The 25,174-nt window shown below is 65.3% G+C and carries 25 protein-coding genes and 1 pseudogene; 9 read left to right on the top strand and 17 right to left on the bottom strand.

Features of this window, described 5'->3' with window-relative positions; all coding sequences use genetic code 11:
• Positions 1-7: 7 nt before the first annotated feature.
• Genes ispF through R3P95_RS24925 form a run of 3 tightly spaced genes read right to left on the bottom strand, consistent with a single transcriptional unit; the run spans position 8 to position 1,636 of the window.
• The gene (ispF, locus tag R3P95_RS24915) at positions 8-472 is read right to left on the bottom strand and encodes a 2-C-methyl-D-erythritol 2,4-cyclodiphosphate synthase (RefSeq protein WP_317549805.1); all 465 of its coding nucleotides are present in this window, start codon (positions 470-472) and stop codon (positions 8-10) included.
• Entirely contained in the window at positions 469-1,146 is a 678-nt protein-coding gene (gene ispD, locus R3P95_RS24920; protein WP_317549806.1) for a 2-C-methyl-D-erythritol 4-phosphate cytidylyltransferase, read from the bottom strand. The genes ispF and ispD overlap by 4 nt, the downstream gene beginning before the upstream one ends.
• A 1-nt stretch (position 1,147) precedes the next feature.
• The gene (locus R3P95_RS24925; protein ID WP_027494344.1) at positions 1,148-1,636 is read right to left on the bottom strand and encodes a CarD family transcriptional regulator; all 489 of its coding nucleotides are present in this window, start codon (positions 1,634-1,636) and stop codon (positions 1,148-1,150) included.
• A 288-nt stretch (positions 1,637-1,924) separates the two neighbouring features.
• Here R3P95_RS24925 and R3P95_RS24930 point away from each other — a divergent pair, with 288 nt between their 5' ends.
• The 3 genes from R3P95_RS24930 to disA all read left to right on the top strand — a co-directional run bounded on the left by R3P95_RS24930 (position 1,925) and on the right by disA (position 5,215).
• Positions 1,925-2,533, top strand: coding sequence for a copper chaperone PCu(A)C (locus R3P95_RS24930; RefSeq protein ID WP_068053749.1), 609 nt, complete (start codon positions 1,925-1,927; stop codon positions 2,531-2,533).
• A 43-nt stretch (positions 2,534-2,576) separates the two neighbouring features.
• On the top strand, positions 2,577-3,974 hold the full coding sequence (gene radA / locus R3P95_RS24935) for a DNA repair protein RadA (protein ID WP_068053746.1): 1,398 nt from the start codon (positions 2,577-2,579) through the stop codon (positions 3,972-3,974).
• A 155-nt stretch (positions 3,975-4,129) separates the two neighbouring features.
• The gene (gene disA / locus R3P95_RS24940) at positions 4,130-5,215 is read left to right on the top strand and encodes a DNA integrity scanning diadenylate cyclase DisA (RefSeq protein WP_068053740.1); all 1,086 of its coding nucleotides are present in this window, start codon (positions 4,130-4,132) and stop codon (positions 5,213-5,215) included.
• Here disA and R3P95_RS24945 read toward each other — a convergent pair.
• From R3P95_RS24945 to R3P95_RS24955, 3 genes are all read right to left on the bottom strand, one after another.
• The gene (locus R3P95_RS24945; protein WP_317549807.1) at positions 5,212-6,084 is read right to left on the bottom strand and encodes an SCO6745 family protein; all 873 of its coding nucleotides are present in this window, start codon (positions 6,082-6,084) and stop codon (positions 5,212-5,214) included. The genes disA and R3P95_RS24945 overlap by 4 nt on opposite strands.
• Positions 6,085-6,099: 15 nt before the next feature.
• On the bottom strand, positions 6,100-6,846 hold the full coding sequence (locus tag R3P95_RS24950) for a hypothetical protein (protein WP_317549808.1): 747 nt from the start codon (positions 6,844-6,846) through the stop codon (positions 6,100-6,102).
• A gap of 92 nt (positions 6,847-6,938) precedes the next feature.
• The gene (locus R3P95_RS24955) at positions 6,939-7,565 is read right to left on the bottom strand and encodes a carbonic anhydrase (protein WP_068053727.1); all 627 of its coding nucleotides are present in this window, start codon (positions 7,563-7,565) and stop codon (positions 6,939-6,941) included.
• Between the two features lie 90 nt (positions 7,566-7,655).
• On the opposite strand from R3P95_RS24955, the gene R3P95_RS24960 reads away from it, so the two are divergent.
• Positions 7,656-8,540 (top strand): A/G-specific adenine glycosylase, encoded by an 885-nt coding sequence (locus tag R3P95_RS24960; protein WP_317549833.1) that lies wholly within the window; start codon positions 7,656-7,658, stop codon positions 8,538-8,540.
• Here R3P95_RS24960 and R3P95_RS24965 read toward each other — a convergent pair.
• Entirely contained in the window at positions 8,441-9,139 is a 699-nt protein-coding gene (locus R3P95_RS24965) for a TetR/AcrR family transcriptional regulator (protein WP_317549809.1), read from the bottom strand. The genes R3P95_RS24960 and R3P95_RS24965 overlap by 100 nt on opposite strands.
• A 78-nt stretch (positions 9,140-9,217) precedes the next feature.
• Here R3P95_RS24965 and R3P95_RS24970 point away from each other — a divergent pair.
• Positions 9,218-9,691, top strand: a pseudogene (locus R3P95_RS24970) (MFS transporter); the annotation flags it as partial.
• Between the two features lie 91 nt (positions 9,692-9,782).
• Entirely contained in the window at positions 9,783-10,583 is an 801-nt protein-coding gene (locus tag R3P95_RS24975; RefSeq protein ID WP_317549810.1) for an MFS transporter, read from the top strand.
• Here R3P95_RS24975 and R3P95_RS24980 read toward each other — a convergent pair.
• Both R3P95_RS24980 and R3P95_RS24985 read right to left on the bottom strand, forming a co-directional pair.
• The gene (locus R3P95_RS24980; protein ID WP_317549811.1) at positions 10,577-11,386 is read right to left on the bottom strand and encodes an alpha/beta fold hydrolase; all 810 of its coding nucleotides are present in this window, start codon (positions 11,384-11,386) and stop codon (positions 10,577-10,579) included. The two genes, R3P95_RS24975 and R3P95_RS24980, sit on opposite strands and share 7 nt — an antisense overlap.
• A gap of 5 nt (positions 11,387-11,391) precedes the next feature.
• Positions 11,392-12,129: an alpha/beta fold hydrolase gene (locus R3P95_RS24985; protein WP_317549812.1), complete on the bottom strand. Its 738-nt coding sequence runs from the start codon at positions 12,127-12,129 to the stop codon at positions 11,392-11,394.
• A gap of 36 nt (positions 12,130-12,165) precedes the next feature.
• Here R3P95_RS24985 and R3P95_RS24990 point away from each other — a divergent pair, with 36 nt between their 5' ends.
• A complete protein-coding gene (locus R3P95_RS24990; protein ID WP_317549813.1) occupies positions 12,166-12,477 on the top strand; it encodes an antibiotic biosynthesis monooxygenase family protein in 312 nt (103 codons plus the stop codon).
• Between the two features lie 6 nt (positions 12,478-12,483).
• On the opposite strand, the gene R3P95_RS24995 is transcribed toward R3P95_RS24990, so the two are convergent.
• Complete coding sequence (locus tag R3P95_RS24995; protein ID WP_317549814.1) at positions 12,484-14,796, bottom strand: putative bifunctional diguanylate cyclase/phosphodiesterase; 2,313 nt, start codon at positions 14,794-14,796, stop codon at positions 12,484-12,486.
• 175 nt (positions 14,797-14,971) lie between these two features.
• Positions 14,972-15,409, bottom strand: coding sequence for an OsmC family protein (locus tag R3P95_RS25000; protein WP_068053702.1), 438 nt, complete (start codon positions 15,407-15,409; stop codon positions 14,972-14,974).
• Positions 15,410-15,510: 101 nt separating this feature from the next.
• Here R3P95_RS25000 and R3P95_RS25005 point away from each other — a divergent pair, with 101 nt between their 5' ends.
• A complete protein-coding gene (locus R3P95_RS25005; RefSeq protein ID WP_317549815.1) occupies positions 15,511-16,725 on the top strand; it encodes a lipase family protein in 1,215 nt (404 codons plus the stop codon).
• Between the two features lie 175 nt (positions 16,726-16,900).
• The gene (locus tag R3P95_RS25010) at positions 16,901-18,226 is read left to right on the top strand and encodes a serine hydrolase domain-containing protein (protein ID WP_317549816.1); all 1,326 of its coding nucleotides are present in this window, start codon (positions 16,901-16,903) and stop codon (positions 18,224-18,226) included.
• Positions 18,227-18,415: 189 nt separating this feature from the next.
• Here R3P95_RS25010 and R3P95_RS25015 read toward each other — a convergent pair whose 3' ends face one another.
• The 6 genes from R3P95_RS25015 to panD form a co-directional block, all read right to left on the bottom strand.
• A complete protein-coding gene (locus R3P95_RS25015; RefSeq protein ID WP_094640916.1) occupies positions 18,416-20,956 on the bottom strand; it encodes an ATP-dependent Clp protease ATP-binding subunit in 2,541 nt (846 codons plus the stop codon).
• A gap of 275 nt (positions 20,957-21,231) precedes the next feature.
• On the bottom strand, positions 21,232-22,755 hold the full coding sequence (gene lysS, locus R3P95_RS25020; protein ID WP_317549817.1) for a lysine--tRNA ligase: 1,524 nt from the start codon (positions 22,753-22,755) through the stop codon (positions 21,232-21,234).
• A gap of 36 nt (positions 22,756-22,791) precedes the next feature.
• Positions 22,792-23,214 carry a rhodanese-like domain-containing protein gene (locus R3P95_RS25025; protein WP_149406462.1) on the bottom strand — a complete coding sequence of 141 codons (423 nt, stop codon included), beginning with the start codon at positions 23,212-23,214 and terminating at the stop codon, positions 22,792-22,794.
• 11 nt (positions 23,215-23,225) lie between these two features.
• Positions 23,226-23,795 carry a cysteine dioxygenase gene (locus R3P95_RS25030; RefSeq protein ID WP_317534269.1) on the bottom strand — a complete coding sequence of 190 codons (570 nt, stop codon included), beginning with the start codon at positions 23,793-23,795 and terminating at the stop codon, positions 23,226-23,228.
• Between the two features lie 137 nt (positions 23,796-23,932).
• Positions 23,933-24,733, bottom strand: a complete 801-nt coding sequence (locus R3P95_RS25035) for a type III pantothenate kinase (RefSeq protein ID WP_269595900.1) — start codon at positions 24,731-24,733, stop codon at positions 23,933-23,935.
• 4 nt (positions 24,734-24,737) lie between these two features.
• Positions 24,738-25,169 (bottom strand): aspartate 1-decarboxylase, encoded by a 432-nt coding sequence (panD, locus tag R3P95_RS25040; protein ID WP_068053679.1) that lies wholly within the window; start codon positions 25,167-25,169, stop codon positions 24,738-24,740.
• Between the last annotated feature and the right edge of the window lie 5 nt (positions 25,170-25,174).

The following is a 25,174-nucleotide window of genomic DNA, read 5'->3' on the forward strand; positions in this document are numbered from 1 at the left end:
GGTGGTTTTACCTCGTCATGACAAGTGCGGTCGCGATGGCCGCGATTCCTTCGCCCCGACCGGTCAGCCCGAGCCCGTCGGTGGTGGTCGCAGACACCGATACCGGCGCACCGAGTACCCGCGAGAGCACTTCCTGGGCCTCGGCGCGGCGCGGTCCGATCTTGGGCCTGTTGCCGATGATCTGCACCGCAGCGTTGCCGATCGCGAATCCATCGGCGTCGAGCAGTCGTTTGACCTCGGTCAACATGGCAGCTCCGCCGACGCCGTCCCATTCCGGACGCCCCGTCCCGAACACCGATCCGAGATCGCCCAGTCCGGCCGCGGAGAGCAACGCGTCGCACAGGGCGTGGGATGCGACGTCGCCGTCGGAATGCCCGTCGAGTCCGTCCGCGTCGTCGAACAGCAATCCGGCCAGCCAACAGGGCCGGCCGGGGGCGATGGGGTGCACATCGGTACCGATGCCGACTCTCATGAATCGCCTCTCGTCAGAGCCTCGGCCAGCAGCAGGTCGAGGGGGGTGGTGATCTTGAACGCGAGGGCGTCACCGACGATGGTGTGCACAGTCTCACCGATGCGCTCGACCAGGCCCGCGTCGTCGGTGGAGATGTCGGTGGTCGCGTCGTACGCGCGGCGCAGGACATCGGCGTCGAAGCCCTGGGGGGTCTGTACCGACCGCAGGCACGCGCGGTCCGGGGTACCCACCACTGCGCCCATGATGTCGACTTCCTTGACGGTGTCGACGACCGGGAGAACCGGGATGACGGCGGAGCGGCCGGCGCGCACCTCGGCCACGACACGGGCGATCAGCGTCGGTGGGGTGAGGGCGCGGGCGGCATCGTGGACGAGCACGACGGCTGCGTCGCCCACGGCGGCGAGACCGGCGCGCACCGAATCGGTGCGTTCGAGGCCTCCGGCAACAACGGTGACGTCGTCGCCGACATGACGGCGGGCCGCGTCGAGCAGCTCGGTCGGCACGATGACGACGATGCGGTCGACGGCACCCGAGGCCCGGAGGCCGTCGACGGACCGCGTCAGGAGAGAGTCCGTACCCAGACAGACGAACGCCTTCGGCTCGTCGTATCCGAGCCGAAGGCCTTTGCCTGCAGCGGGTACCAGGGCGACCACGTCGCCGGAAGTACCGTTCACTCTAAGAAGCTGTAGCGAGAACTTCGTCGAGCATGGTGTCGGCCTTGGCCTGGTCGGTTCCTTCGGCCAGTGCCAACTCGCCGACCAGAATCTGCCGTGCCTTGGCGAGCATGCGCTTCTCGCCTGCCGACAGTCCGCGGTCCTGCTCGCGTCGCCAGAGATCACGGACGACCTCGGCAACCTTGTTCACATCACCGGAAGCGAGCTTCTCCAGGTTGGCCTTGTACCGACGCGACCAGTTGGTGGGCTCTTCGGTGTGCGGCGCGCGGAGCACCTGAAAGACTTTGTCGAGACCTTCTTGCCCGACGACGTCGCGAACGCCTACGTACTCTGCGTTGTCCGCGGGAACTCGAACGGTGAGGTCGCCTTGCGCGACCTTGAGAACCAGATACTCTCTCGGTTCACCCTTGATGGTGCGTGTCTCTATCGCTTCGATCAGCGCCGCTCCGTGATGGGGGTAAACGACGGTGTCTCCGACCTTGAAAATCATGTGACAAGTGCCCCTTTCGATTTATCAAGAATACCACGGCCAATATCAACGGTGCAGGTCAGGGGCATAGCGGTGCCGAATCAGGGGTTGACACAGAGGATTCGACGTGTATCCGACGCCACATTTTCGGTCGGTTCGTTCCACTGTCTCCATTCCCGACAGGCACCCTCACCTGGCGTCATCGGGCCGTCGGCAGACCCCACGAGCGGCCGGTGGACCAGAACTACTACTCTGCCTAGTGGACGAGAAGGACCGAGCCGGCCCGGCACCACATGGAGGACGACCGAAGTGACTGCAATCGACGCTGCGACACCGCTTGGCCGCCATCGCAGGACGGCCGCCGCCCTCGCTCTTCTCGCCGGTGGCGCGCTCGCCCTCACCGCGTGCGGCGCAGGTCAGATCTCCCAGACGGCCACTCAGGTCGCCGCGGTCAACGGTAACTCCGCCGACGTCGGAGACATCCAGCTCCGCAACGTGCACGTGGTGTACCCCACCTCCGAGGAGTACAGCATCGAGCCCGGCGGCACCGTCGAGCTCGGCTTCACGGCCATCAACGCCAACACGAGTGTGGCCGACGAGCTGACCGGCATCTCCTCCCCCGAGGCACAGGTCACCATCGTCGACGAGGCGGAAGCGGGCAGCAACGAGATCGCTCCGCAGACCGCGCTCGGCGCAGGTTCACCCGCCGACGTTCAGCTCGACGATCCACTGCTGCCGATCCAGCTGATCAAGGTCGAGATGGCCGACATCTCCGAGAACGTTCGACCGGGCCTGACGCTGCCGGTCACGTTCGAGTTCGCGAACGCGGGCGAGGTCGTCGTCAACGTTCCGGTCGATGCCGGTATCGAGCTCGAGCGCGACCCGTCCGCGGTCACCGAGCACAGCGAAGGCGAATAGCCGCCGCTCCAACCCTGTCGGTGCCGATCGTTAGGCTGCCGACGTGGTCAAACTGAAGTCGAGCTACCGCTGCTCTGCGTGCCGTCACTCGGTCTCGAAGTGGGTCGGTCGCTGTCCCGAATGCGGTGACTGGGGCTCGATGGAAGAGGTCCAGGCCACTGCGGCTCCGCTCGCGACGCGGGCAGGCGCATCATCCCTTCGCTCGGGCGGCGGAGCCATGATTCCCAGCACGCCCGCTGCTGCTCTGACGACCATCAGCAGTGCCACCTCGCAGGCCAACACCACCGGGATCGACGAGTTCGATCGCGTGCTCGGGGGCGGGCTCGTTCCCGGTTCGGTCGTCCTCCTTGCCGGCGAACCCGGAGTCGGCAAATCGACGCTGCTGCTCGAGGTGGTGCACCGATGGGCCCGCTCGGCACCGGATCGACGCGCGCTCTACGTCACGGGCGAGGAGTCGGCGGGGCAGGTGCGGTTGCGTGCCGATCGCACCGGCGCGGTACACGAACGCGTCTTCCTCGCCGCCGAATCCGATCTCGCCACCGTCTTCGGCCACGTGGAGCAGGTCAAGCCCAGCCTGCTGATCGTCGATTCGGTTCAGACGATGCTCGCCGCGGACGTCGACGGCGTCATCGGCGGCGTCACCCAGGTTCGCGCCATCACCAGCGCGTTGACCACGCTGGCCAAGACCACCGGCGTCGCGGTACTGCTCGTCGGGCACGTCACCAAGGAAGGCGCGGTGGCCGGTCCGCGATCTCTCGAGCATCTCGTCGACGTGGTGCTCAACTTCGAGGGCGACAAGCACTCCACCCTGCGGATGATTCGGGGCGTCAAGAACCGGTTCGGAGCCTCCGACGAGGTGGGTTGCTTCGAGCTCCGCGAGACCGGCATCGTCGGCATCAGCGATCCGTCCGGGTTGTTCCTGCATCATCGGAACGACGCCGTGCCCGGCACTGCCGTCACCGTCACGATGGACGGCAAACGGCCGCTGTTGGCCGAGCTGCAAGCGCTGATCGTCGACACCACGATGCCGTCGCCCCGGCGCGCGGTGAGCGGGCTCGATCACGCCCGCGTGGCGATGATCCTGGCCGTGTTGGAACGTCGATGCGGCGTCAAGGTGTCCAAGGCGGAGGTCTACGCGGCGACGGTTGGCGGGATGCGCACCAGCGAACCGTCCGCCGATCTCGCGCTCGCCGCGGCGGTGGCCTCGGCGGTTCGCGATCAACCACTTCCCGCGGGCATGGTGATTCTGGGCGAGGTCGGCCTGGCCGGAGAGGTGCGCCGCGTCGCCGGGCTGGGTCGCCGTCTCGCCGAGGCCGCCCGATTGGGGTTCAACTACGCCATCGTCCCCGAGGACGCCGGTCCCATACCCGACGGCATCAAGGTCAAGACCGTCACCAACGTCGGCGAGGCGTTGACCTACACGCGTATGCGGCCCGTATGACACCGGGCGGTATTCTTCGTCCGACCGCCCGCGTGTAGCAGCGCAGTATCCTTTGTCTGCCTGCCTGCACGTGGCAGCGCAGTACTCTTTGTTCGCACGCACAGAAATCCGCAGCCCGAGCCGTAGCCGCTGCCAAGACACGAGGGGGTTGGCCGATGGAGGGCACCACGCCGTCCCCAGCGTTGCGCGAGACCATCGCCCGGCTCGCACCGGGAACCGCACTGCGCGACGGTCTCGAGCGAATTCTGCGCGGCCGCACCGGCGGGTTGATCGTCCTCGGCTACGACGACGAGGTCGAGGCGATCTGCGACGGCGGGTTCGAGCTCGATGTCGAGTTCGCCCCAACCCGACTGCGCGAATTGTCGAAAATGGATGGTGCAGTGGTGCTTTCGACCGACGGCAAGCGCATCGTCCGATCCAACGTCCAGCTGGTCCCCGACCACAAGATTCCCACCGTCGAATCCGGTACCCGGCACCGCGCCGCCGAGCGAACCGCCATGCAGACCGGCTATCCCGTCGTCTCGGTGAGCCAGTCGATGAGCATCGTCAGCGTCTACATCGGTGGCATCAGGCACGTCGTGGAAGGCTCGGCCACCATCCTCTCGCGCGCCAATCAGGCCGTCGCGACTCTCGAACGCTACAAGGCCCGGCTCGACGACAACACCCGTCAACTCTCGGTGGTGGAGATCGAGGACTTCGTGACACTGCGCGACGCCCTGACCGTCGCGCAGCGTCTCGAGATGGTGCGGCGAGTGTCGGTGGAGATCGAGCAGAACGTCCTCGAACTCGGCACGGACGGCCGCCAGCTCGCCCTTCAGCTCGAAGAGTTGTTGGGCGACAACGACGTCGATCGCCAACTGATCGTGCGTGACTACCTGGCCGGCAACGAACCGTCGAGCACCACCGGAGTGGAGAAGGCGCTCGCCGCACTGGACAAGCTGACCGACGTCGATCTGCTGGATCTGACGACGCTGGCCCGCGCTTTCGGATATCCCGCGACCATAGAGGCCCTCGACACCCCGATGAGTCCCCGCGGGTACCGGGTGCTCACCCGAGTTCCGCGGTTGCAGTTCAGCCAGATTCACCGGCTGGTCGGCGCGTTCGGCACCCTGCAGGGGTTGCTCGCGGCCACCGCAGCCGACCTGCAGTCCGTCGACGGTATCGGTGGACTCTGGGCTCGTCACATCCGCGAAGGCCTGTCCAGACTGGCCGAGGCATCGATCTCGGGACCGTACGACTAGGACGCCTTCTTCGTTCCGGGGAGGAAGCCTGCGTCGATCACGGCCTTCACGTACGGTCGTGCGCTGGTGATCAACTGATCGGCGTCCTCGACGTCTCGCCATACTGCCGACGCCATGACGTCGGTCCGATCCTCGATGTGCCGATCGAGAGCGAGTCCGTCCTCGGTCAACGTCTCGCCGTCCGCCGAGGTGGTGAGCAATCCGCGAGTGGCGAGTCGTTCTGCAGCAGAGCCCCATTCGCTTTCGGACCACTGCCGGGTCAGCTGCGTGATGCGCTTGCCGAGTGCTCGACGGCCGGGCTGCGGGGTCGCGCGGTCGGCCTCGTGGAAGACGGCGGCTTCCGTCGGGTCGAGTTCTGCGTCGATCAAGGCGGCGAGGTGACCGTCGCCGCGCCACTCGCGTAGGACGGTGATCGAGTGCCAGAGCGCGAGATGCGGGACGTCGGGGTGCTCGGCCGAATGCCACGCTGCGGCGAGTGGCCGACCGGCGAACGAGGCTGCGTCGCCGATGACGCGGAGACGATCTGCGAGCGTGGCCAGGCCGGGGTCGGCGGCGAGTGAACCCAGCGCGGTGCCGAGGACGGAATCGAGCAGTGTCCACCGGCGATTCGACACCGAGTCCAAACCGACGGCAACAGCGGCAGGCCAGGCGCGTTCGATGAGCACCGGGTTGAAATTGTAGAACGCCGCTGCGACGACACTCGGCGCACACGGACCCATCGGGGCAGCTCGAGCCCCGACGTACCAGGCATGACCGTCGAGGCCGGTGTCCTCGTATGCCGCACCCAGTTCAGGGTTGAAGTACGCGGTGACGTGGAAGGGCTCGAATGTCTTGTAGGCGGAGCGGGCGAGTGCGGTCGAGGTGGTCATGAGATTCGACCGTACTCAGCCGGTGATGTTGAAGGGCTCCGGCACGCTCTTGAGCTCGCCGAGCTGGGCGATCGCCTGGTAAGCACCGACGCCGACGGGAATGCGCTCTTCGCCGCAGCCGGGTACCGAGTTGGTGCCGGACCACTTGACGGTGAAGCCCGCCTGCTCGCCGGGCTTGAAGGTACGCAGATCCGAGGCGGCGTTGGGGAAGCAATCGACGTTGGACCAGATGCGCTGATTGTCGAGGGTGTAGACGAGCGCCTGCTGCAACCCGGCACCGACGTCACGCTGGCATTCGGTGGAGCCGATGTTGGTGATGACCACGGTGAACACGGGCTCTTCACCCAGACGGTACGTGGCCTTCTCCGGCGTCACCTTGATTGCGAGCGATTGATCCGGGCACTGGTTGGAGATCACCGGGGCCGGAGCGCCGCTGGTGGTTGCAGCCGCGCCGCCACCGGCAGCGGAGTCGGTCGCCCCACCGGAGCCACCGGAGCCGCCGGATCCGCCCGCACCGTCGCCGGAGCCGCCCGAAATGCCGGAATCGGCGTCGGCGGCAGACGAGCTGGGTGACGGCAGGGCCGAAGTCGTTGCCGGAGCCGCAACGACGCCCGCGGGAGCAGCCTCGGTGTCGTCGGAACCGCCACTGAGCGAGGCGATGAACCACACGATCAGTCCAAGGACGACAACGGCCGCACCGATGGCGAGAGCGCGGCGTCGCCAGTAGATTTCGGGAGGCAAAGGCCCGGTCGGTTCCAACACGAATCAACCGTATGCGGCCGGAGCCACGCTATCCCTGAGCCCACGCGGCGTGTCGCGTGGGCGACCTCACCGAGGTTGGGGTTCGAGTCGGTTCAGGCGGGCATTTCGCCGATGTCGCCGATGACCTCACGCAACTGCGCATGCCCCTTCGACAGCTGGTAGGTGAGGCCGACGATCGCGAGTTCCCCGGCTTCGACCTTCTCGGCGACGATCCGCGAGCGCTGCATCAGCAGATTGCCGGTCTCCTCGACGTGGCGTGCCTCGAACTCGTCGACGGCCTGGTAGCCGTCGCGGCGGGCCGAGAGCACCGACGGGGTGACGCGTTCGACGACGTCGCGGATGTAGCCACCGGGCACGTCACCACTCTCGAGGGCGTCGACGGTCGCCTTGACTGCACCGCAGTGATCGTGGCCGAGCACCACGATCAGCGGCGCGTTCAGCACAGCAACGCCGTACTCGATGGAGCCGAGCACCGCGGAGTCCACCACGTGACCGGCGGTGCGCACGACGAACATGTCACCGAGGCCCTGGTCGAAGATGATCTCGGCAGCAACACGCGAGTCGGCGCAGCCGAAGAGGATGGCACTGGGGTGCTGAGCACTCTCGAGGCGGGCACGATCCTCGATGCCCTGCGACGGGTGCAGGACCTCTCCGGAGACAAACCGTTGGTTGCCTTCCTTGAGGGACTTCCAGGCAGCGATCGGATTCGAAGCAGGCATGAGTCTCATTGTGCACGTGGATCGAGTTACCGGCGAGTCGGGTTGACTACTGTTGGGACCGATCACAGACACGACGAGAAGGGCGACCAGTTGCCGATCGATGCCGACGCTCTGCTCGGGTGGTTCGACACCGACGGACGCGATCTGCCGTGGCGACGACCCGGTGTCAGCGCATGGCAGATCCTGATGAGCGAGATCATGCTGCAGCAGACGCCGGTGGTGCGGGTCGCGCCCATCTGGGAGCAGTGGGTGCAGCGTTGGCCGGTGCCGTCTGCGATGGCCGCGTCCTCGCAGGCCGAGGTGCTCCGCGCGTGGGGCAAGTTGGGCTATCCGCGTCGAGCACTGCGGTTGCACGAGTGCTCCCGTGTGCTCGCCGAGGAGTATGACGACGAGGTGCCCGGAGACGTCGAAACACTGTTGGGCCTGCCGGGCATCGGGGCCTACACCGCGCGCGCGGTGGCGACTTTCGCCTACGGCCAGCGAGTTCCGGTGGTCGACACCAATGTTCGACGCGTCGTCGCGCGTGCGTTGCACGGCAACGCCGAGCCTGGAAATCCCTCCACGACAAGGGATCTCGCCGACGTCGAACAGCTGCTCCCGGAGAACGTCCCGCGGGCCGCGCGCTACTCGGCGGCGTTGATGGAACTGGGCGCGCTGATCTGCACGGCCAAGAATCCGGCATGCCTGCTGTGCCCGCTCCCCGAGTGCGCCTGGATCGAGGCCGGCAGGCCCGCGCACACCGGCCCGGCCAAGAAGGTCCAGAAGTTCGCAGGCACGGATCGTCAGGTTCGAGGCAAGCTAATGTCGGTACTACGCGAGAGCACCGGCCCCGTCGAGCGGGCACAACTCGACATCGTCTGGCCCACCGACCCGACTCAACGCGACCGAGCTCTCGATTCACTGCTGACCGACGGCTTGATCGAACAAACGGAGTCGGGATTGTTCGCCCTCGCAGGTGAGGGTTCGGACGGCTGACTTACGACGGCTGCGTCGAACCACGTTCTGCCGAGCAGCAATCGGTCGACCAGATCGGCCGCCTCGATCTCGTCGATCTGCCCGACCATCGTCATCGTTGCCAAACCGTGCAACGCGGACATGAGCAGTCGAGCCTCCGCGACGGCGTCGATCCGATCCGAGCCGCTCTCCGCTGCGGCGTCGCCGATCATGCCGGCCAGAACCGATTCCAACACAGCAAGATTGGCGCGATACGCGGCCTGAGCCAGGTCAGGTTCCCGTATCGCCAGGGATGCGAACGACACTCCCAGCCGATGGAAGCGCCGGCCCTCGTCGTCTGTCGGCAACACCGAACGGGCGAACATCCGCAGGCGTCGAGCTGCCGAAGTGTCGGCGATCGCATCGATCCGGGATCGAGAGTCCGCATAGCCGCGCTCGGAGAAGCGCGTCAGAACAGCGTCGAGCAGCCCTGCCTTGGAGTGGAAGTAGTACTGAACCAGACGCAGCGACACCCCGGCTGCCGCGGCGGCGCTCCGCATCGTCAGCGCCTCCAGCCCATCGACGGTCGCGACCCGCTCTGCGGCCGCCAGAATCTGCTCTCGTCGATCTTCGCCGGCCATCTTCCGCCCACTTCCCACTGTTTGATACAACTGTATCAAGCGACTGTTATACACCTGTACCAACCGAGGGGGTCGAGCATGACGCGGGAGCGTTCGTGGGGCGTTCTGACCGTTGCGTGCCTGGCCCAGTTGCTGGTGGTGCTCGACTCCTCGGTCGTCAACATCGTTCTGCCCCAGATCGCCCGAGCACTGAACATCGACGATCGAGACGTGCAGTGGGTCGCCAGCGGCTACACCGTCGCGTTCGCGGCGGCACTGCTCGCCGGAGCCCGCGCAGCCGACACCCGGGGCATCCGCGGAGTTTTCCTCTTCGGCGTTTCCCTGTTCGTCGCCGCCAGCGTGGTCGGCGGACTGGCCCCGACCGGATGGGTGCTGGTGGCCGCACGTGTCGTCCAAGGCCTGGCGGCAGCGGTCGTCTCACCCGCGACGTTCACTCTGCTGACCGTCACCTACGCCGAGGGACCCTTGCGCACACGTGCAGTCGCGGTGTGGACGGCAGTGAGCGTTGCCGGCGGCGGAATCGGCAACATCGTGGGCGGTGCGCTGACCGAATACGTTTCGTGGCGATCGGTGCTGCTGATCAACCTGCCCATCGGCATCGTCCTGCTGATATCGGCTCGTCGATACCCTCGACGTTCGGCGAGTGGGCACCGAGGCGCATCGGCCCGGGCTCGACATCATCGGTGCGGCCTTCGGAGCATTGGCCCTCGGCGCGTCCACCGTGGCGGTCACCCGACTCGGAGCCGGCGACTCGCAAGCGTTGTCCCTGTCGACGGCCGTTCTCGCCGTGGCCGGATCGATCGGATTCGTACTCCGACTGCGTCGATCGGCAGCACCACTGATCCCGTTGCGGCTGTTCGCCGATCGCACCGTGGTCGCGGGAAATCTGCTGACACTGCTCACCGGTGCGGTGTTCCAGATACCGATCTGGTTGTACCTGACTTATCAGATGCAACAACGCCTGCAGCTCTCCCCATTGCGGGCGGCGGTGGGGTTCTTGCCGCTGACCACCGCTCTCGTGGTGGTCGGCATCGGCGTCACTCCGCGTCTGATGCGCAGATGCCCCTCGCACCTGGTTGCCGCTGCCGGCGCGACCCTGGCCGCCGCCGGCCTGCTCGGCCTCGCTGCGGCCTCGAACTCGCAGGGCTACTTCGCGGCAGTAGGGCTACCTGCGCTTCTGATCGGACTCGGCGGCGGTCTGCTCAACACCCCGCTGGCCACGGCGGTGACCAGCGGGGTGACGAACTCCGACGCCGGGGCCGCGTCGGGATTGATGAACACGTCCAAGCAGTTCGGTGGCGCGATGGGGTTGGCACTGCTCACCATCGTCGCCGGGCTCACGGACTTTCGATTCGCCTACTCGGCAATGGCAGCGGCGATGGCGCTGACTGCGGTGTGCTCTGTGGTCTTCCTCCGCACACCGTCATCGAAAGTTCGCTACTGAGCGAGAAATTCGACGAGAGTCGCGTTGACTGCGTCGGGGCGTTCGAGGTAGCCGAAATGACCGGTATCGGCGATTTCGACGTATCGAGCACCAGGTATAGCGTCGGCGACGTCGCGGCACTGCTGCACGGGGATCATGCGGTCGTCGGCGAATCCGATCACCAGAGATTTCGCCCTGATTGCCCGGTATGCAGCCAATCGGTCTGTCCCCGCTCGCATTTCGAGTCCGATCTGCGCTCGCATGCCCGCCGTCTTCTTGCCGCCCGAGTATTCGAGGATCGCCAGCCAGTCACCGATCGCGCTGTCGTCGGCCAGCGTCTTGGGCGAGAAGTTCTGCATTGCAGTCATCGCAGCCCGGTACGACGCGGGTAGTTCGACCCCGGCGTCGTGAAGGTCCTTCTCGCCCTTCGACATCTGCGCACGAAAGGTGGTGGTCCTGCCGAACGTGGCCATCATCACTGCATGCGACACCAGATCCGGCCTGGCCAAGGCCAATTCCTGGGTAACGCGGGCACCCATGGAGGTGCCGACGACGCGTGCTGCGCCGCCACCGAGGTGCTCGACGAGGGCAGCGGTGTCGGCGACCAGGTCGTCGAGTGTCATCCCGCTCGCACACTCGGAAGACGGTGCGATACCGCGATTGTCGAACGTGACGACCCGGTACCCCTGCTTCACCAGGACCGGGACCTGATGGGTTCGCCAGACTCGTCCTGGGCTACCGGTGCCCATCACCAACACCACGAGCGGGCCGTCGCCGGTGACGTCGTAGTTGAGGTCGATTCCGTTGAGCTTCGCGAGCGGCATTCGGATCATCTTAGTGCGCGCAGGAACTCCTCGACCGCCGTGCGATACCGCTCGGGAGCCTCGTCGTGAATCAGATGGCCCGCCTTCTCGATCCGAATGTGAGTCGATTCGGGCTTGTCCGAGTGCATCTGCTGCATCTGGCCGGCCGGGGTGATGGTGTGCTCACCTTCGATCAGCAACACCGGAGCGGCGACGGCCTCCCACTCGCCCCAGAAGTGCCGCGTCCCCCATTCCTGCGAGATCGCCTCGAAGAAGTCCACCTCGCCGTGCAATCGCCAGCCGTCTTCGCTGCGAACGAAAGAGTCCAGAAAATATTGTCCCGCAACATCTCCGAAGAATGCGAGTACTGCGTCGGCGTCGGGAAAGGGCTGGGGCCAGGCCCGCATCATGGCGGCCCAGTCGCCTGCGGTGCGGCCCCGAAAGTCCGGGGCGATGTCCTCGACCACGAGCCCAGTTACGAGGTCGGGTCGCTGCGCGGCCGCACACCACCCGTGCAGTGCGCCCATCGAATGACCGATCAGCACGCTGGGACCCAGCCGGTCGAGATGCTCGAGCAGGTCGGCCACGAAGTACTCGGTGGTGGGCTCCGGCGGCGGAGGGCGACGATGCCCCGGTGCGTCGTAGGTGTGCACGTGCCCGAATTCTCGAAGCCACGGAACCTGCCTACGCCAGGTGGCAGCACTGCCCATCAGCCCGTGCAGCAGCAGAATCGAACGGCCGGATCCACCCTCGTCGTAGAGCATCACCGCCGAGCATAACGGCGGAGTAATCTCGCGAGCATGGCCATTGTGAAGATCAATGCGATCGACGTACCCGAGGGCGCAGGCCCCGAACTAGAGAAGCGCTTCGCCGCGCGCGCCGGGTCGGTCGACGGCTCCCCCGGCTTCCTCGGGTTCCAACTGCTGCGGCCAGTCAAGGGCGAAACGCGCTACTTCGTCGTCACCCAGTGGGAGAACGAGGAGTCGTTCCAGGCGTGGTCGGCAGGACCGTCGCGGGAGGCTCATGCCGGTGCCCGTTCCCCGAAGCCGGTGTCGTCCGGAGCGTCGCTGCTCGAATTCGAGGTCGTATTGGACGTGCCTGCTTCTTCGTGACGCCGCTCAGATGTGTTGGCGCGCGAGCTTCCACTCGAGTTTCGTCGGCATCTCCGAATCCAGTTTTTTCACGGCATCGGCCAGGAATTCAGCGGGCATCGGTCTTCCCAGGAAGTAGCCCTGGGCACCGTCGCAGCCGAGTTCGCGAAGCGCATCCAGCGTGCCCGCGTCCTCGACCCCCTCTGCCATGACCCGTACCCCGAGGCTTCGAGCCAGGTCGATGGTCGAGCGCACGATCGACGCGTCGGTGTCGTCGGTGTTCATCTTCGACACGAACGAGCGGTCGATCTTGAGAGTCTGCACCGGCAGACTCTGCAGATAGGCCAGCGAGCTGTAGCCAGTGCCGTAGTCGTCGATCGCGATGGTGACGCCGAGGCCACGCAGAGACGTCAGCGCATTCACCGAACGCACCGGATCGGTCATCGCAGTCGTCTCGGTGACCTCGAATTCCAAGGCATGAGCGGGAACCGCGTATTTCGCCAGCGCCGCTGCGACCTGCTCGGTGAGTGTCTCGTCGAGTAGGTTTCTCACCGAAAGATTCACCGACACAGACAGATCGACACCGCGTCGACGCAATTCGCTGCACTGTGCCAAGGCCTCGTCCAGCACGAGCGCGGTGATGGCGGGCAACATGCCGGTGCGCTCGGCGTCGGGCAGAAACATCGAGGGTCCGATCAGGCCCTCACGCGGGTGCTGCCACCGCAGCAACGCCTCGACGCGGTCCACGCTGCCGGATTCCAGATCCAGGCACGGCTGAAAGAACACTCGAAGCTGGTGGTCACGAATGGCTGTGTCGAGTTCACCCAGCAACCGCATCTGATCGTGGCGGTCGCGATCCATGTCGGGTTCGTAGCGGCCGACTCGAGTGTGGCCGGCCTTCGCGGCCGTCAACGCCACGTGGGCGCGCTGAAGCATCGCCTCACCGTCGACCGGATTGGCCTCCGGATTCTCGATGCCGCTTCGACTGACGTCCGGCTCCTCGGTCGACGCGATTCCGACGACCGCGTCGAGTGCAACGTTGATGTCGTGCACGAACATCGTTCTGCTGACTGCGAATTGGAGCCGCTCAGCGGTATCCGACACGTCGATCTGGGCGGGACGCCGACGCATGGCGACGACGAACTGATCCCCACCGAGCCGACCCACCAGGTCATCGGATCGCACCGATGCGACCAGACGGTGACCGATCTCGCGCAGCACACTGTCTCCCACGCTGTACCCGAAGGTCTCGTTGATCTGGGCGAAGCGATCGATGTCCACCACGAGCGTGAAGACGTCCGACTCACCACGCGTGGCGAGCATCGTGTCCAACCGCTCTCGGAGCAGCCGTCGACTGGCCAGTCCGGTGACCGCGTCCGTGCGAGCCACGTCCTCGAGCACTGCGGCCTGCAGGCGCAGCGTGGTCAGGAAGCACGCCATGCGGCACCCGACGAGGGCGATGACCAAGGCCGACGAGGCCACGATCACCCAACCCCACTGATCGACGGGTATCCCACGGGCCAACTGAACAGCCATCACGAAGGGCGTCACGGCGACCGCGACACTGAGTCCGAGAAATCTCACGCGCCCGAATCTGAACGGGCTGGACCGGTCCACACGCGAGACCGTTCTTTCCGGAATGTGCAGGGCGATCACCCCGAAACACACGTAGGCCGCCAGCCACAGCGTGTTCAGGAGAGTCGAACGGTAGAGCTCGTGGCTGCCGACCGCCGCATAGGACGCGAAATCGGCAGCCACGAGCAACACCACTCCCGCCGTGGCTGCCAGGAACGGCACCGTGGTCGCCCGGGTCAGCAGGTACAGACTGCCGACGAGCGTCAGCAGAAATGCGTCGACGGTGAGGTAGATCGTGGCCGGCCACAGTTCCAGCGCCGACGAAAACGACCACGACGAACCGTCGGAGATGACGAAGACCCAGGTGGCGAGGCCGAAGCCGACTGCAACCACCAGACATTCGAGGAGCTCCTCGATCCCGAACACGAGCCCGTTCTCGTCGGCGGCTCGGGCGAAGCCGATGGCGATCACCAGATAGCCGATCAGGTAGAAGACGTCGGACGAGGAGAACGTCGATACTCGGCCGCCGCCGACCTGCGCCATCGACACCAACGCGTCGCCGATGCCCCAGGAGCCGACACCGACGGCCATGTACTTCCAGGTCCGCTTGTCCGGACCGGGTTCCCGACGGTAGCGGTACACGAACGCAGCGACTGTGGCCAGGAGCACGATTGCGTACAACGCACTCTGGGGTATTCCCGAAGGGGCAATTGCGTACGCCGCCACGGCGAGTGCACCGAGGCCCAGGAAGCGCGTCCACAACATGGTGGGGCTGATCCTTCCTAGGCCGGTCGGTGCATACCCCGAACGTACGCATCAGCCGATCGAACCCGACGTTTGATCACGATTCGTTGCTGATCCACCCTGCAGATGGGTCGAGAAACGAACTATTTCAAACCTGACGATTGTTCGCCAGTCTCACTTCGGGCGGTTTGTCCGTTCAGCCCTCGAGAGCCGCGTCCAGTGTGATGTCCACGCCGGTGAGAGCCTTGCTGACAGGACAAGTTTCTTTTGCCGCCTGAGCCGCTTTGGCGAAGCCGTCGGCGTCGAGACCCTCGACCTCGCCCCGCACGGTCAGCTTGATGCCGGTCAGCTTGAAACCCGGCTCGTCGGGCCCCAGCGAGACATCGGCGGTGACCTCGAGGCTCTGCGGGGTGCCGCCCGCCTCCGCGATCAACGCCGACAACTGCATCGCGTAGCAGCTCGAATGAGCCGCGGCGATCAGTTCCTCGGGACTGGTGGTGCCGTCTGCGTTCTCGGCGGCGCGCTTGGGAAACGACACATCGAAAGTCGCTGCGCCGGAACTGGACAGCTCCACCTGACCGGAACCCTGTTCCAGCGTTCCGTTCCAAGCTGTGCGTGAGGTGCGAGTTGGCATCGAACCGAATCCTTTCGTTGTCGACCCTGTGTAGGCCTGTTTCTCAGGCTAACGTCAGCGGGGTGACCGGGCTACCGAGTGCGAGGATGTCGACACGACGGGTGCGACAAACGAAAAAGTTCTCGCGCAAGGCGACGATCGCGGCAATCGCGATGCTGTCGATCGTCGGATTCTCGACGCCGACGGCCGAGGCAGGCCCCCTGACGGACTTCTACGACGCGCCGGTCACGACGGTCGGTGCCGCGTCGCCGGGCGAGGTACTCAGAACCCTTCCCGTCAACTCACCCAAGGGGTTCGGACTCGGATTCGACATCGAACGCATTCTCTATCGCTCCACCGACACCCACGATGACCCCATGGTCGTCTCCGGCTACTCGATGACACCCACAGCTCCGTGGACCGGCCCCGGACCGCGACCGGTGATCGCCTATGCGCCCGGCACTTCCGGGATGGCGGACCGTTGCGCCGGTTCGGTAGTTCTCGGGACAGTCGGCTCGTCACCGGCCATCCTGCCGCTTCTGCTCGCCGGATATCGCGTCGTCGCAACCGATTACCAGGGACTGGGCACCCCAGGCGGACACACGTACCTCAACCGAATCGCCTCGGGCCGAGCTCTGCTCGACGCCGCCAGAACCGCAGACGATGACGCCCCCGTGGTGTTGTTCGGTTACTCGGAAGGCGGATTCGCGTCGGGGGCCGCTGCCGAACTCGCCGCCACCTATGCCCCGGAGCTCAGCATCCGGGGAGCGTATGTCGGTGCGCCACCGGCAGATCCGACGCTCAACATCGAGACACTCGACAACACCGGCCTCGGCAGCGCCGTGCTCTTCGCCGTCGATGGAATGATCAATGCCTACCCGGATCGGGCGGACAGCATCCGCAGCCTCTTCGACTCCGACGGAATCGCCGCACTCGACGCCGCGCAGAATTGGTGTACCACCGACTCCGCGGCCACCGCGACAGTGCGCACGACCGAACTGACCCGCGACGGACGACCCCTCGACGATCAACTGAGCAATCCGGTTCTGGCCGAGATCATCGAGACCAACACCGTCGGGCGCATCGCCCCTGTCATGCCGGTGTATCTCTCGCACGCAGTCGAGGACGACACCGTGCCGATCGAGCAGAGCCGCACCCTGCTTCGACGCTGGAGCGATCTGGGTGCCGACATCACCTACCGCGAATACGACCTCCCGGCCATACCGGTCGAGGGCGCGAACCACCTGCCCGGAGCTCTCGCGGCCTACTCCGACGTGATGCCCTGGATCGCCGGGCTGATTCTCGCAGGAGTGGAGCCTGCAGGAACGACCCGATAGGCAGGAGTGGAGCCTGCAGGAACGACCCGATAGGCGGGAGTGGAGCCTGCGGGAACGACCCGATGGGCAGGAGTGGAGCCTGCAGGAACGACCCGATGGGCAGGAGCTGATCTCAGGTGTGAAATCAGGGTGATCACCGAGGCGTCGGCCACGATGAGGTTGGTTCACTCCAACCATGCGCATCGTCCACGCCCTGCTCACCGTCGCAGCAGTTCTTACTGCGGGCTCCCCCACCCCACCGGATCCCGGCATGGCGTCGGACATCGAGATTGTCGCCGAGGAACTCGGATTGCCGGGGGTTGCGTTCCGCGTCGTCTCCGAGGACGAGGTGTTGGAGGACGTCGAGTACGGGGTGGACGGGGACGGGGTGCCGATCGACGAGAGCACGCCGTTCGTGTGGGGTTCGGTATCGAAGTCGGTGACGGCGGCGACGGTGTACTCCCTCGCCTCGCAGCATCGCCTCGATCTGAGTGGAACGGTGAATTCGATTCTCCCGGAGTTCGATTGGATCTTCCCCGGCGATGTCACGATCGACGACCTGATCCACCACACCAGTGGACTCCCCCACGACGTCACCGAACTGGACGTGTGGGGACGTTCCGAGCGAGCACTCGACGTCGTCCCCACCCTGGACGTCACCGTCGGCGAACGCGGCACCTTCCGCTACTCGAGTCTCAATTACTTACTGCTGCAATCGATCGTCGAGAAGGTCGCCGCCGTACCCTTCGCCGACGTCGTAGCCCGCGAGACCGGAGTGCACACTGCCGGTGCCGTCACACCCGGCCACGTACCGTTCTTCACCTTCCCGCGCAGCATCGAGACCGGCATCGACTCCGCGGGATTGGGCTACGGCTATCTGAGCGGATCCATCGCCGAGCTCTCCCGCTACGCATCCAGGCAACTGACCGCTCCGGCGTCGAACAGTTCGGATACGGTGCCGAAGGGTTCGGGCACGGCGTACGGATACGGGTGGTACGTCGAAACGCTGCCCGACGGTACCGAGATGCGATGGCATTCCGGGGCCGTCCCTGGCTATTTCACTCACGTCGCACTCGTTCCGGAACGACACCTGGCCGTGGTGTTCGCAACCAACCGATACGGCGAACTCGACGCCGACAACCTTGCCTCCGCGGCCCGCTCCCTCGTACTCACCCGACTCGGTATCGACGAACCCCGCGCCGCCGGACTCGGTCTCTACGAGATAGCCCTGATCGGATCGATTGCACTCGCGATGTTGTTGGCGATATGTGTCACGAGAACCCTGCTCGGATTCGGAGCCGCTCCCGGACGATGGGCACTCGCGCGTGTTCTGACTGCCCTCGGCGCAGGCGGACTGCTGTACTTCTCACTGCCCGCACTCGCCGGAGCACCGATCTCGACCCTGGCCCGCTGGGCTCCTGACATCGCGCTGCTGTTCTGGATTCTGCTCGCCGAACTTGCTGTCATCGCTGTTGCCCTCGGCGCTCGGGTCTTCCGTCAATGGACCACTGCACACGTCTGAGCGGTGCAACGGTCCATTCACGCCCGTCCATGAGCTGCGTGAATGGACCGTTGCATACGTCTGGGCAGTGCAAGGGTCCATTGACGCGAACGGGGGGACGGGCGAACGGTGAGCGAACACGCGACGGGCGGACACACGACAACGGGCGACCCTCCGAAGAGGATCGCCCGTTGTCGTGAACTGTGAAACTTACTCGCTGTCGCTGTCTCCGGTGGCCTTGGCCAGGTCGACCGGGACCTCGTCGGGGACGATGATGGCTTTCTTCTCGCCGCGGAACGTGAACTTCGCGTCCTCGCCTGCGCCTTCGCCGTCCCAGTTCTCGACGTCGACCAGGATGATCTGGCCGGCTTCGATTTCGCCGAAGAGGATCTTCTCCGACAACGCGTCCTCGATCTCGCGCTGGATGGTGCGACGCAGTGGCCGCGCACCCAGGACGGGGTCGAATCCGCGCTTGGCCAGCAACGACTTGGCCTTCTCGGTGACCTCGATCGCCATGTCCTTGTTCTTGAGCGCACCTTCGACTCGGTTGAGCATGAGATCGACCATCTGGATGATCTCGTCTCGCGTGAGCTGGTGGAACACGACGATGTCGTCGATGCGGTTCAGGAACTCGGGGCGGAAATGCTTCTTCAGCTCGTCGTTGACCTTGAGCTTCATCCGCTCGTAGTTCGAGCCGGTGCCTTCACCCGAGGAGAAGCCGAGGCCCACTGCCTTCGAGATGTCTGCGGTACCGAGGTTCGAGGTGAAGATCAGCACGGTGTTCTTGAAGTCGACCGTGCGTCCCTGGCCGTCGGTGAGACGCCCGTCTTCGAGCACCTGCAGGAGCGTGTTGTAGATCTCCGAGTGGGCCTTCTCGATCTCGTCGAACAGCACGACGGAGAACGGCTTGCGGCGGACCTTCTCGGTGAGCTGGCCACCCTCTTCGTAGCCGACGTATCCGGGAGGAGCACCGAACAGACGCGACGCGGTGAAGCGGTCGTGGAACTCGCCCATGTCGATCTGGATCAGCGCGTCGTCCTCGCCGAAGAGGAAGTTCGCGAGAGCCTTCGACAGCTCGGTCTTACCGACGCCGGACGGGCCGGCGAAGATGAACGAGCCCGACGGACGCTTCGGGTCCTTCAGACCTGCACGGGTACGACGGATCGCCTTGGAGACGGCCTTGACTGCCTCGACCTGGCCGATGATCCGCTTGTGCAGCTCGTCTTCCATGCGGAGCAGACGAGTGGTCTCCTCCTCGGTGAGCTTGAAGACGGGGATGCCGGTCCAGTTGCCCAGGACTTCGGCGATCTGCTCGTCGTCCACCTCGGCAATGACGTCGAGGTCGCCCGAGCGCCACTGCTTCTCGCGCTCGGCACGCTGACCGACGAGGGTCTTCTCCTTGTCGCGCAGGTTCGCAGCCTTCTCGAAGTCCTGTGCGTCGATGGCCGATTCCTTCTCCCGGCGCGCGTCGGCGATCTTGTCGTCGAACTCACGCAGGTCTGGCGGCGCGGTCATCCGGCGGATGCGCATCCGCGCGCCCGCCTCGTCGATGAGGTCGATTGCCTTGTCGGGCAAGAACCGATCGTTGATGTACCGGTCGGCCAACGTGGCGGCCGCGACGAGGGCACCGTCGGTGATCGAGACGCGGTGGTGTGCCTCGTAGCGATCGCGCAGACCCTTGAGGATCTCGATGGTGTGCTCGACGGTCGGCTCGCCGACCTGGACGGGCTGGAAACGACGCTCGAGGGCGGCGTCCTTCTCGATGTACTTGCGGTACTCGTCGAGGGTGGTGGCACCGATGGTCTGCAGTTCGCCACGAGCCAGCTTCGGCTTGAGGATCGACGCTGCGTCGATGGCACCTTCGGCGGCACCTGCGCCGACGAGCGTGTGCAGCTCGTCGATGAACAGGATGATGTCGCCGCGGGTGTTGATCTCCTTGAGCACCTTCTTCAGGCGCTCCTCGAAGTCACCGCGGTAACGGCTGCCGGCCACGAGCGAGCCGAGGTCGAGGGTGTAGAGCTGCTTGTCCTTGAGCGTTTCGGGAACCTCGCCGTTGACGATGGCCTGCGCGAGGCCCTCGACGACCGCGGTCTTACCGACACCGGGCTCACCGATGAGGACGGGGTTGTTCTTGGTACGACGCGAGAGCACCTGCATGACGCGCTCGATTTCCTTCGCGCGACCGATGACCGGGTCGAGCTTGCCCTCGAGCGCGGCCTGCGTCAGGTTGCGACCGAACTGGTCGAGGACCAGCGACGTCGACGGGGTGCCCGCCTCGCCGCGGCCACTGCCGGACTCGCTGGGCTCCTTGCCCTGGTAGCCCGAGAGCAGCTGGATGACCTGCTGGCGCACGCGGTTGAGGTCGGCTCCGAGCTTGACCAGAACCTGAGCTGCGACGCCTTCGCCTTCGCGGATCAGTCCCAGCAGAATGTGCTCGGTGCCGATGTAGTTGTGGCCGAGCTGCAGTGCTTCACGCAGGCTGAGCTCGAGTACTTTCTTGGCGCGCGGGGTGAACGGAATGTGACCGGACGGAGCCTGCTGGCCCTGGCCGATGATTTCCTCTACCTGGCTGCGTACTCCTTCGAGGGAGATGCCCAGCGACTCGAGAGACTTGGCTGCGACGCCTTCGCCCTCGTGGATGAGGCCGAGCAGAATGTGCTCCGTGCCGATGTAGTTGTGGTTGAGCATCCGGGCTTCTTCTTGAGCCAGGACGACAACACGCCGCGCGCGATCGGTGAACCTCTCGAACATCGCTCTCCCTCACTTCTTGGCGGGTGGTTGCTCGCCCGCCAGTTCTTCTAGCGCTGCAGTGTCCATAACACTGCGGTCGCTTGTGCATTTGAAGGTAAGACTGCTTCTCACTGTAGTTGGCCGACGTTACGAACGCCGACCCTCCACCCCTGAAATGCTGCGCAACCGCCCACTCGAACGGACTTCCGTGGCTGCTTACTGTTCATAACGCAGGCACTATGCAAAACGTTTCCCATCGGCTGTCCGCTGCTGGCGAACAGTCCTTTACCGTCCGATCAGGTCTGGGACGGCTTGACGATCGGAAACAGGATCGTTTCGCGGATGCCGAGGCCGGTCAGCGCCATCAGCAAACGGTCGATGCCCATGCCGGTTCCGGTGGTCGGCGGCATGCCCTGCTCCATCGCGGCGAGGAAGTCCTCGTCCAGCACCATGGCCTCGTCGTCGCCGGCGGCGGCCTGACGCGCCTGGTCCTCGAAACGCTCGCGCTGGATGATCGGATCCACCAGCTCCGAGTAGCCGGTGGCCAGCTCGAATCCGCGAACGTACAGATCCCATTTCTCGGTGACGCCGGGCTTGCTGCGGTGCTGACGCGTCAGCGGGGACGTCTCGACCGGGAAGTCGCGGACGAACGTTGGCTCGGTCAATGCGTCGCCCACCTGGTGTTCCCACAGCTCCTCGACGAGCTTGCCGTGGCCGTAGATCGGGACGCCGTCCTTGCGCGGCACCTCGACGCCCACCTTGTCGGCGATCGCGAGCAGTTCGTCGACGGTGGTGTCGGGAGTGACCTCGAATCCGAGCGATTCCGACAGCGACGGGTACATCTCGAGCGTCGTCCAGTCGCCGCCGAGGTCGTAGGTGGTGCCGTCGGGCAGCGTCACGACCGTGGATCCGAGCGCGGCCATGGCCACTTCCTGGACCAGCTCACGGGTCATCTTCGCCGAATCGTCGTACGTGCCGTAGGCCTCGTACGTCTCGAGCATCGCGAATTCCGGCGAGTGGGAGGAGTCGGCACCTTCGTTGCGGAAGTTGCGGTTGATCTCGAAGACCTTCTCGATGCCGCCGACGACGCAGCGCTTGAGGAACAGCTCCGGTGCGATGCGGAGGTAGAGATCGGTGTCCATCGCGTTCGAGTGGGTGACGAACGGTCGGGCAGCCGCACCGCCGTGCAGCGTCTGCAGCATCGGCGTCTCGACCTCGAGAAAACCACGCCGTTCGAGTGCATTGCGCAGTTCACGAACGACGGCGATGCGCTTGCGGGCGGTCTCTCGTGAGACCGGGTTGGTGATCAGGTCCAGGTAACGCTGCCGGATGCGCGTCTCCTCGTTGAGCTCCTTGTGCGCGACGGGCAACGGCCGCAACGACTTCGACGCGATCTGCCAGCCGTCGGCCATGACGGACAGCTCGCCGCGACGGGAGCTGATGACCTCGCCGTGCACGAACACGAAGTCGCCGAGATCCACATCGGACTTCCACTCCGCCAGAGCGTCCTCGCCGACGCCGGCCAGGCTGATCATCGCCTGCAGTTGAGTGCCGTCACCCTCCTGCAGCGTCGCGAAGCACAGCTTGCCGGTGTTGCGCACGAAGATGACGCGGCCGACGACTCCGACGATCAGGCCGGTCGTCGTATCGGGTTCGAGCTCGGGGAATTCGGTTCGGATCTTGAGCAGCGAATGGGTGCGCGGAACCGACACCGGGTACGCCTCGACCCCGCGCTCGAGCAACGAAGCGCGCTTGGCGCGACGAATCCGTAGCTGCTCCGGGGTGTCGTCGGCCGGCTGGGTAGAAGCTGTATCACTCACGCGCAGACACTTTACAGTCCAGGACTGTCAGGACGATCAGTGCGCTGCGACGGCCTCGGCTTCACGAACGCAGTGCTTGGCCTGCGTCAACACCCCGAGCAATCCAGCCGTTTTCAGGGCCTGGTAGCCGCCGACCAGATCGGTGGCCTTGTGCAGACCCAGCAGCTTGAGCGACGCTGCCGCGAGCGAGGAGGTGTAGCCCTCCGAGCAGATGACGACCCACTCCACGTCGTGATCGACGGCGATCGCCAGGCGCGCATCGCTCGTCGGGTCCAGACGCCATTCGAGGACGTTGCGTTCGATGGCGAGCGCTCCGGGCAGGGTCCCCTCGACGGCGCGCTGCGCCTGCGGGCGGATGTCGACGACGACGGCTCCGCGGGCGACGGCGTCGCGCAGCTCGAAGACGGTCATGCGATCGATGGTCTCGCGCGCGGATTCGAGCATTTCGACGATGGTCATGGTCTGGATGGTCACAGCGTGGCCTTTTCGGGTGCGTCGGTGAGCTCGCTGCGGGTACGACGCAGCGTGGACCGTTCGGTCACTTCGTAGTAGGACATCGCCGTCAGCGGCGGCGAGTAGGCGTGCACGCTGAGGGTGGGCCCGGTCGTCGCCGACGTCGGATCGTGCATCACGTCGTGCACCCAACCGAGCGGGAACGACGCCTGATCACCGGCGTCGAGACGACGCTGCTTCAATCCTGTTCCAGCCCAACGATATTCGAGTAGCGAGCCACTCAGAACGGTCAGCGCGCCGAGCGAGCCCGCATGGTCGTGCAGTTCGGTGGAACGATCGGGAACCCAACTGATCAGCCAGACGTCGAGATCGTCATCGGAATGCAGCCTGGCGGCCCAGCGCTCGTCGGTCGGCCAGCGGCCGCCATCGGGAAGCAGGTGGTCGAAGCGGCCCTCGAGGACGTCGGATGCGCCCTGGTCGGTGATCCGCAGCAGGTCGGGTGGACGCAACCGAGTCGGCAGCGTCGAGACCGAACGCGACGACAATCGGGTGCGGGAGGGTGCAGAAAGTACAGGTGTGGAAAGCATGAAGCTCTACTCCAGGGGTGTGTTACGAACGAGGCAGGGTTCAGCCTCGACAACACTCCTGGGTGGCCATGCACGTCATCACGCCGACGATTCTGACACACGAACACCCGATGCGCTACCCCACACCACCGAAACACTCAGCGCGGACGTCGTTTTGCCATGTTGCGTTCGTAGACCAGACGCAGGCCCTCGAGGGTCAGGTCGGGTTCGTGGTGCTCGATGGTGGTCGACTCGGGCAGGATCAGCGCGGCGATGTCGCCGGTGCCGATGATCGCGACATCCGTTCCGGTCACCTCGGGAACCTCGCGTCGAATTCGCCCGACGAGGCCGTCCACCAGTCCCGCGAACCCGAAGATGGTGCCCGACTGGATGCACTCGACGGTGTTCTTGCCCAGCACCGAACGAGGCCGAACCATCTCCACCTCGCGCAACGTGGCCGTGCGAGTCGACATGGCCGACGCCGACATCTCCAGTCCGGGAGCGATGGCACCGCCGAGGAATTCACCCTTGGCCGAGACGACGTCGACGCAGGTGGTGGTACCGAAGTCCACCACGATGCATGCCGAGCCGTACAGGTCGTGTGCGGCAAGGGTATTGACGATGCGATCGGCACCGACCTCTTTGGGGTTGTCGACCAGCAACGGCACGCCGGTCCGCACACCGGGTTCGACCATCACGTGCACCACGTGATCCCAGTAGCGCGCGAGCATCGTCCGCATCTCCCGCAGCACCGACGGCACGGTGGACAGCGCAGTGACTCCGGTGATCCGTTCGGCGTCCTCACCCAGCAGACCGCGCAACATCAGAGCCAGCTCGTCGGCCGTCACATGCGGGTCGGTCCGAATTCGCCAATCGCGCAGCAGTTTCGAGTGATCACCTGTGCCGGTGAACAGTCCTACCACGGTGCTGGTGTTGCGCACATCGATCGCGAGGAGCATCGAATCAGACCAGCACGGAATCGGCCCGCAGATCGCGCGGCGTGATCAGACCCGAGCCCGCAGGCGCATGGGCCGGGTCGCTGCCGAGTTCGACCGGACGGTTCTTCTCGTCGACGAACACCACCCGCGGCGCATAGTCGGCAACCTCCTGCTCGTTCATCACCCCGTAGGCGATCAGAATGACCAGATCGCCCGGGTTCACCAGATGCGCTGCGGCTCCGTTGATTCCGATGACACCGCTGCCGCGCTGTCCGGTGATCACGTAGGTTTCCAGTCGAGCACCGTTGTCGATGTCGACGATGGTGACCTGCTCGCCTTCGAGCAGATCGGCTGCCTCCATCAGATCCTGGTCGACGGTCACCGAGCCCACGTAGTGCAGGTCTGCATGCGTGACGGTGGCGCGATGGATCTTGGACTTCATCATCGTTCGAAACATGCTGT

This window comes from Rhodococcus cercidiphylli (assembly GCF_033042225.1).
Classification (GTDB): domain Bacteria; phylum Actinomycetota; class Actinomycetes; order Mycobacteriales; family Mycobacteriaceae; genus Rhodococcoides.